The sequence below is a fragment of the Pseudomonas sp. GM84 genome (assembly GCF_000282535.1).
In the GTDB taxonomy this organism is placed as follows: Bacteria; Pseudomonadota; Gammaproteobacteria; order Pseudomonadales; family Pseudomonadaceae; genus Aquipseudomonas.
On the sequence record NZ_AKJC01000269.1, the window covers coordinates 1 to 6,699 of the forward strand.

At 62.2% G+C, this 6,699-nt stretch carries 6 protein-coding genes and 1 other RNA gene; 2 read left to right on the top strand and 5 right to left on the bottom strand.

Annotated features, from left to right (window positions below):
• Positions 1-420: 420 nt before the first annotated feature.
• Positions 421-1,812 carry an amino acid permease gene (locus PMI38_RS20495; RefSeq protein ID WP_008098084.1) on the top strand — a complete coding sequence of 464 codons (1,392 nt, stop codon included), beginning with the start codon at positions 421-423 and terminating at the stop codon, positions 1,810-1,812.
• A gap of 138 nt (positions 1,813-1,950) precedes the next feature.
• Here PMI38_RS20495 and PMI38_RS20500 read toward each other — a convergent pair whose 3' ends face one another.
• Positions 1,951-2,814 carry a LysR family transcriptional regulator gene (locus tag PMI38_RS20500; RefSeq protein ID WP_008098086.1) on the bottom strand — a complete coding sequence of 288 codons (864 nt, stop codon included), beginning with the start codon at positions 2,812-2,814 and terminating at the stop codon, positions 1,951-1,953.
• A gap of 303 nt (positions 2,815-3,117) precedes the next feature.
• On the opposite strand from PMI38_RS20500, the gene PMI38_RS20505 reads away from it, so the two are divergent.
• Positions 3,118-4,647 carry an MFS transporter gene (locus PMI38_RS20505; protein WP_008098088.1) on the top strand — a complete coding sequence of 510 codons (1,530 nt, stop codon included), beginning with the start codon at positions 3,118-3,120 and terminating at the stop codon, positions 4,645-4,647.
• Between the two features lie 100 nt (positions 4,648-4,747).
• Here PMI38_RS20505 and ssrA read toward each other — a convergent pair.
• From ssrA to PMI38_RS20520, 4 genes are all read right to left on the bottom strand, one after another.
• Positions 4,748-5,139: a transfer-messenger RNA gene (gene ssrA / locus PMI38_RS26750) on the bottom strand.
• A gap of 105 nt (positions 5,140-5,244) precedes the next feature.
• A complete protein-coding gene (locus PMI38_RS20510; RefSeq protein WP_008098089.1) occupies positions 5,245-5,538 on the bottom strand; it encodes a hypothetical protein in 294 nt (97 codons plus the stop codon).
• 176 nt (positions 5,539-5,714) lie between these two features.
• Positions 5,715-5,963, bottom strand: coding sequence for a DUF3077 domain-containing protein (locus PMI38_RS20515; protein WP_008098091.1), 249 nt, complete (start codon positions 5,961-5,963; stop codon positions 5,715-5,717).
• Positions 5,964-5,967: 4 nt separating this feature from the next.
• Positions 5,968-6,225 carry a hypothetical protein gene (locus PMI38_RS20520; RefSeq protein WP_008098093.1) on the bottom strand — a complete coding sequence of 86 codons (258 nt, stop codon included), beginning with the start codon at positions 6,223-6,225 and terminating at the stop codon, positions 5,968-5,970.
• Between the last annotated feature and the right edge of the window lie 474 nt (positions 6,226-6,699).

Genomic DNA, 6,699 nt, shown 5'->3' on the forward strand with positions numbered 1-6,699 from the left:
ACCCCTGTAGCTATGGAGAAAAAGCTGAAAGCTGCAGCATGAAACCTAAACCGGTGTCCAAAAATAGTTGACCAGTTCAGCTTGCCGGCGATAGGGCCGCTACAGGCACAACACATCCGGATGAAAAACAAAACCTTCAAATGGCCATCAGGCGTATTTGGACATGCCATTCACGACATCTGGCGCAATTGGAAATCCCCTGTCGTGATCAAACAGTTCCGAGGCGTTCTCGTGTAATTTCCCACAGCCTTGCAAGGCTTAAATGAACCCCGAATTGCACCGGCACGTGGCTCTGTGACGCGTGCCAAAGATCAACAACAGAGCACCGGTAACGTGCCGTTTTCTTGATTTCAAAAGGAGATATTTTTCGCCTACGCCTGCCCGTCCTTTCCTTGTGTCAGCAAAAAGAGAACAACATCAATGAACACCGTGGGATCTGATGGCAACCTTGCACAAGGTTTCAAGCCACGTCATGTAACGATGCTGTCCATCGCGGGCATCATCGGTGCCGGACTTTTCGTCGGCTCCGGGCACGCCATTGCGGCGGCCGGGCCAGCCACCATTGTTTCTTACTTCGTAGCCGGCACCCTGGTGGTGCTGGTCATGCGCATGCTCGGTGAAATGGCCGTGGCGCACCCCGACACCGGTTCGTTCTCCACCTACGCCGACCAGGCCATCGGCCGCTGGGCCGGCTACACCATCGGCTGGTTGTACTGGTGGTTCTGGGTGCTGGTGATCCCGATCGAAGCCTTGGCCGCCGGGCATGTGCTCAACGCCTGGTTCCCCCAGGTGGACAGCTGGATCTTCGCCCTGGCGTCGGTGCTGCTGCTGGCCGGCACCAACCTGTTCAGCGTGGCCAAGTACGGAGAGTTCGAGTTCTGGTTCGCCATCCTCAAGGTCACCGCGATCCTCGGTTTCATCGGCCTGGGTTTCGCCGCGTTGATGGGCTGGCTGCCCAACCGTGAAGTCAGTGGCTTGAGCGGGCTGATGGCCGAGTACGGCGGCTTTGCGCCCAAAGGCTGGTCGGCCGTGATCGGCGCGTTCATTACCGTGATGTTCAGCTTCATCGGCACCGAGGCCGTGACCATCGCCGCCTCCGAATCCAGCGACCCATCGCGCAACATCGCCAAGGCCACCCGCTCGGTGATCTGGCGCATAAGCACCTTCTACATCCTGTCGATCTTCGTGATTATCTCGGTCGTGCCGTGGAACGATCCGCAACTGGCCGTGGTGGGTTCTTACCAGCGCGCGCTGGAAATCATGAACATCCCCAACGCCGGCTTCATGGTCGACCTGGTGGTGCTGGTGGCGGTGACCAGCTGCATGAACTCGTCGATCTACATTGCCTCGCGGATGATGTACTCGCTGGCCAAGCGCGGCGACGCCCCGGCCTTCCTCAACAAGACCTCCAAGGTCGGCGTACCGCGCGCCGCCGTGTTCGGCAGCACCCTGATCGGCGCGGCCATCGCCATCCTCAACTACTTCGCGCCCAAGGGCGTGTTCGAGTTCCTGCTGGCCAGCTCCGGCGCCATCGCACTGCTGGTGTACATGGTCATCGCCATCTCGCAGCTGCGCATGCGCCGCCGCCTGGAGCGCGAGAACGCCGAGCTGAAATTCCGCATGTGGCTGTTCCCGTGGCTGACCTGGGCGGTGATCCTGTTCATTGGCGGGGCGTTGGCGGTGATGATGTATACGCCTGAGCATCGGGCGGAAGTGAGTTCTACGTTGGGCTTGGCGATCGTGATTTCCTTCCTGGGGATCGTCACGTCGCGGGGGCATGCGCAGACGGTGGGGGCGCGGACGATGGGGTGATTGGGTTCACCTTGCAACAAGGGCGAGGGCACCAGTGGAGGGTGCCCTCGTTTTTTAGAGCCTCAAAAAGTGTCAGCGCTGCCGGCACAAATTCAGGGAAGAAAAGTCGCACCACTGGCGCGACAAATATGCCGAAGGCTAGTTGCCCACCATTTCGACATACCTGATCACCGCCGGCGCTTTCTCAAAGCGCCGGTAGATCAGGCTCAACCATGAGCTGGCCTGGCAATCGGCAATACGCCGGTAGTTCACCTGCGGCAGGCTGATGCGCTGCACCACCGACTCCGGCACCACGGCGATGCCCTGGCCTAAAGAAACCAAGGTAATCACCGCAACAAGGCTGCCGGGCTGCGGTCCCAGCCGAGGCACGAACCCACCCTGCGCCGCCACCTCCAGCGTCCCGGAAATCTGCTCGGGAAGGATGAAGTTTTCGCCGGCCAGACGTGATGCCGGGATCTGCTGCAGCTCGTTGATCCGCGAGCTGGCGGGCAGGGCGAGGACGAAGTCTTCCCGATGCAGGGCAATGGCTTCGAGTTCTTCCGGCAGCTCCATGGGCGAGCGCACATAGGCAAGATCGAGCAGACCATCGCGGACCATGCCTGGCAGTTCGGCCATGGGCAGTTCGCGGATGTTCAGGCGCACGCCGGGGTGGGCGTCGCTGAAGCTGATCACCTGGCGCTGCAGCATCCCCGAATACGCCGCCGAAGCCACGTAGCCCATTTCGATGCTGCCACTTTCGCCACGGCCGGCCCGTTGCGCGCCCAGCTGCGCGGCATCGAACTGGCGCACGGCCTGCTCCGCTTCGATCAGCAGAGCCTGGCCGGCAGCCGTGAGGTTGACCTCACGCTGATTGCGCTCGAACAGACGCACGCCCAGCTCGCGCTCCATGTCCTGGATCTGCCGGCTGAGGGTCGGCGGGGCGATGCCCAGCTGCTCGGCGGCACGGGTGAAGTGACCGTGCCGGGCGACGCAGAGGAAGTAGCGGAAATGGCGGATTTCCATGCGGTGTTACCTGCAAGCTAATGACGCCGGCCGTTGGGGCTAACACGCTTTGGGGCTGGCGGCGTTATGGTGAAGCAAACATTACAAGGCTGGTGTCTTGGCGGCAAAGATTGCCTGTGAGATTGCAGGGGACCGCTGCGCAGTCCATCGCCGGCAAGCCAGCTCCCACACATCCCGCAGCGCCCTGAACAGCGCCGCGGTCCCTGTAGGAGCCGGCTTGCCGGCGATGGGCTGCAAAGCAGCCCCGGCGCCCCCCAGACTGATCCCCCCAAGCCAACCCGCTCTGCTTCCGGAGCCCCCGTCATGCCCTCTGCGCGCTTCACCCTCCTAACCGCCTCCCTGGTCTGCGCCCTGATCATCCTCGACACCAACATCGTCGCCGTCAGCCTCCCCAGCATCGCCCGCGACCTGTCCGGATCCTTCGCCGATATCGAATGGGTAGTCAGCGCCTACCTCCTGGCCTTCGCCGCCTGCCTGCTCCCCGCCGGCAGCCTCGCCGACCGCTTCGGCCGCCAGCGCATGCTGCTGATCGGCCTGGCCGTGTTCGGCGCCGCCTCACTCGCCTGCGGCGCAGCCCCCAGCCTCTTGTTCCTCGACCTCGCCCGGGCCGCCAAAGGCATCGGCGCCGCGATGCTGCTGACCGCCGCACTGGCCGCCATCGGCCACCGCTTCCACGAACCCCAGGAGCGCATGCGCGCCTGGGCCTTCTGGGGCGCATGCATGGGCGCGACCATCACCTTCGCCCCATTGCTCGGCGGCCTGATCGCCAGCACCCTCGGCTGGCGCTGGATCTTCTACATCAACCTGCCCCTGGTCGCGTTGCTCGCCCTGATGGTGCTGCGCAGCATCGAGGAATCCCGCGACAGCGCTGCCGCCCGGCTCGACCCCATGGGCAGCCTCACCTTCGCCGGCAGCCTGGGCTGCCTGATCTGGGCGATGATCGATGCCAACCAGGTTGGCTGGACCAGTGTGGACACGATTGGCCGGCTGCTGGTCAGCGCTTTCCTGTTTGGCCTGTTCATCATGATCGAGAGCAGCCAGGCGCGACCGATGATCGACCTGAAGCTGATGCGCAGTCCCCGCTTCATCGGTGCCTTGCTGGGGATGTTCGCTTACGCCGCGTGTGCTCAGGTGATGATGACCTTGCTGCCGCTGTACCTGCAGAGCGGCTTGCAGCTGTCGGCGCTGGCGGCTGGGGCGGGGATGTTGCCGTTTGCTGTGGCGATGCTGCTGACGCCGCGGTTGGGGATGCGGTTGGCCAGTCAGTGGAGCCCGGCGCAGGTGTTTGCCCTGGGCTTGGTGCTGGTGGGCACGGGCAACCTGCTGTGCGCCTGGGCGGTCGGCCACGGGGGCTATCTGGCCTTCGCCGCTGCCAGCCTGGTGCTGGGGGCGGGTGCAGGGCTGCTCAATGGCGATACGCAGAAGAACATCATGGCCTGCGTGCCGCGTGAGCGTACCGGGATGGCTTCTGGGTTGAGCACCACGACGCGGTTTGGCGCGATTGTGATCGCGATTGGGGTGTTGGGCGGGGTACTTGCGGCGCGTAGTGGGCAGTTGTTGCGTGAAAGCATGGCCGGATTGGCGCCGGAGCATTTGGGCAAGGTCGCTGCGATGGCTGCACGAGTGGCCGCAGGTGATCTGCAAGCTGCACTTTCGTTGCTGGATGCAGGAGTGCGCGATGCGGTTGCGCCGTTGGCGCGGCAGGCACTTGCTGGCGGCTTCGAGGCGTTGTTACAAGTAGCCGGGGGGATTGCGTTTGTGATGGCTCTGGTCGTAGGTCTGTTACTGAGTCGTCCGCTCCCGCAGTTGGAGGGTCATGTCGTGCGGACTTGAAAAACGCACAAGGATTTTGCAAGGGGGCGACATCTGCCGACTGGATATTTCCAAATTACAGGCAAAAAAAAGACACCCTAGGGTGTCTTCTTTCTGGATTTGGTGGAGCCGGGGGGATTTGAACCCCCGTCCGCCAGTACTCCGCTGTCGGTACTACATGCTTAGCCGTGTCTACTGAGTTAATCCGCAGCCGCCCGACGGGCAGGGTGCTTTGGACGAGTTGGGTAAGTTTTAGTCGCTTTGCCCCCAACGTGCTACACGACGATCCTGTTCTGTATGACAATCATTTCGGGTTTACAGGCATCCCCTGATGATTGCTGGAGCCGAAGCTACCAGGAGAGCGGGCTCAGCTGCTTACGCAGCGAGAGCGTAACCCTCGTAGTTTTCGTCATTGGCAACTATAGAAAGTTGCAACAGTGGATTTACGAGTTCTGTTACCAACTCGGCATGCACCTAGAGTTTCGCTACCGGCGTCGAATCCTAATCGGCCCCACGCTTACAGCTGTCTAAGCTCACGTACCTTTCGGCACGCTGAGCGAAGTATACGCCTTTGTGCGGGCGGCGTCGACAGCAGGTTCCGTCGCCGCCCGCTCAGGCTCAAGCACCGCTGCCGCCGGACGAGCCGCCGCCTTTCTCGGTTTTCTCCAGACGCTCCAGCACTTTGCTGGTGATGGCGATGCATTGCTTGTCGTCGCCCGCGGCCTGGGCGGCCTTGGCTTTGTCGACGTGCTCGGTCAGGGCCTTGTCCAGGCCTTCGGAGGTGGCGCCGGCGGTGGTCATGCTGTCGTTGATCTTCTGCAGGTTGGCGGCGCAGAGGTCGTCGGCGGCGAACGCCGGGGACGCCAGGAGGGTGGCGGCCGCGAATAGGGCGGAAAGCGCAGTACCTTTCATGGGTGTCTCCTTTGCAAGGCCTCTGGAGGGTGGGCCTGTAAGGGTGGACTGCTGGGGCTTGAAGAGGGTTCCATTGGGGTGGTGGCTTGGCGACATGAGGGGTGTCTGTGCTGGCCTCATCGCCGGCAAGCCGGCTCCCACACCGGTCGCGGGGTGGGGGCCGATTGCGGTGGGGGTCAGGGGTGTTTGTTCATGCCGAGTTCCAGGTCGTCGATCAGGGCCTTGGCCATTTCGCTGAGGATTCTGGCAGCGCTGCCGGCTTTGCGGTCGTTTTCCATTTCGGCTTCGGTAGTCAGGTGGCGGATGCAGCCGAGGAGGACCGAGAGCTGGCTGAAGGCGTGGTCGAAAGGGACGCCGGGTTGCAGGCGGAAGAGGTCGAATGTCTCGTGGCCGGCGGTGGTCGCGTGCTTGAGTTGGTCATTCATGGCTTTACTCCTGGGCCTTCGCGTTGTGCAGGCCGGTCAAGGCATGCTCGATCAGGGCTCTTGAGGTCTCGGAGGCATGGGCGGCGTTGCCGAGCATGCTCAATCCAGATTCGCCGGAATGGATGCGGCAGTGTTCGTCGATGGTTTCGGCGACGCCGCGTAGGAGTTCGCTGGCGTGGGCCAGGGCGTCTGGTGGGGGCATGTCGCTGTGGATGGAGAAGTAGGGGGTGAGGCTGGGTGGGTCGGGGACGATCTTCTTCATGGTGGAGTTCCCAGTTTGTTTACTCAACGGGAGCTGCCATTTCGATCCTTCTCACGGGATTGGGGTGGCAGCCATGCGCGGGGTGAGAAACCGGTAAACATGGGAAAGCCGGCCAGACCGAGGTCTGCCCGCGCAAGGCTGCCATAACGAGGCTGCTGTCATGTTTACAGGGTTCTCACACCCACATCGTTCGAAAACGACTCTGGGAAATTAGCCCTGATGGTTGTGAGCAACAACAGCGAAACGTCTGAAGCGATCGTAGGATAATTCCCAAAGTGTCCAATTCAGAAGCGTTTGGTTGCAGGTTGGGAAAAGTCTTACGCCTGGAGGGAGTAGGCGGGGGCTGGTAGGTGCATGTCTTGAGTTTTTTGGTGGTGCGTAAATCGAGCGCCGCCCGCGCGGCGCATCGCGAGCAAGCTCGCTCCTACATTTGTTGCAACGTGCCACGGTCTGTCAGGCCATGGTTGTCCGCTT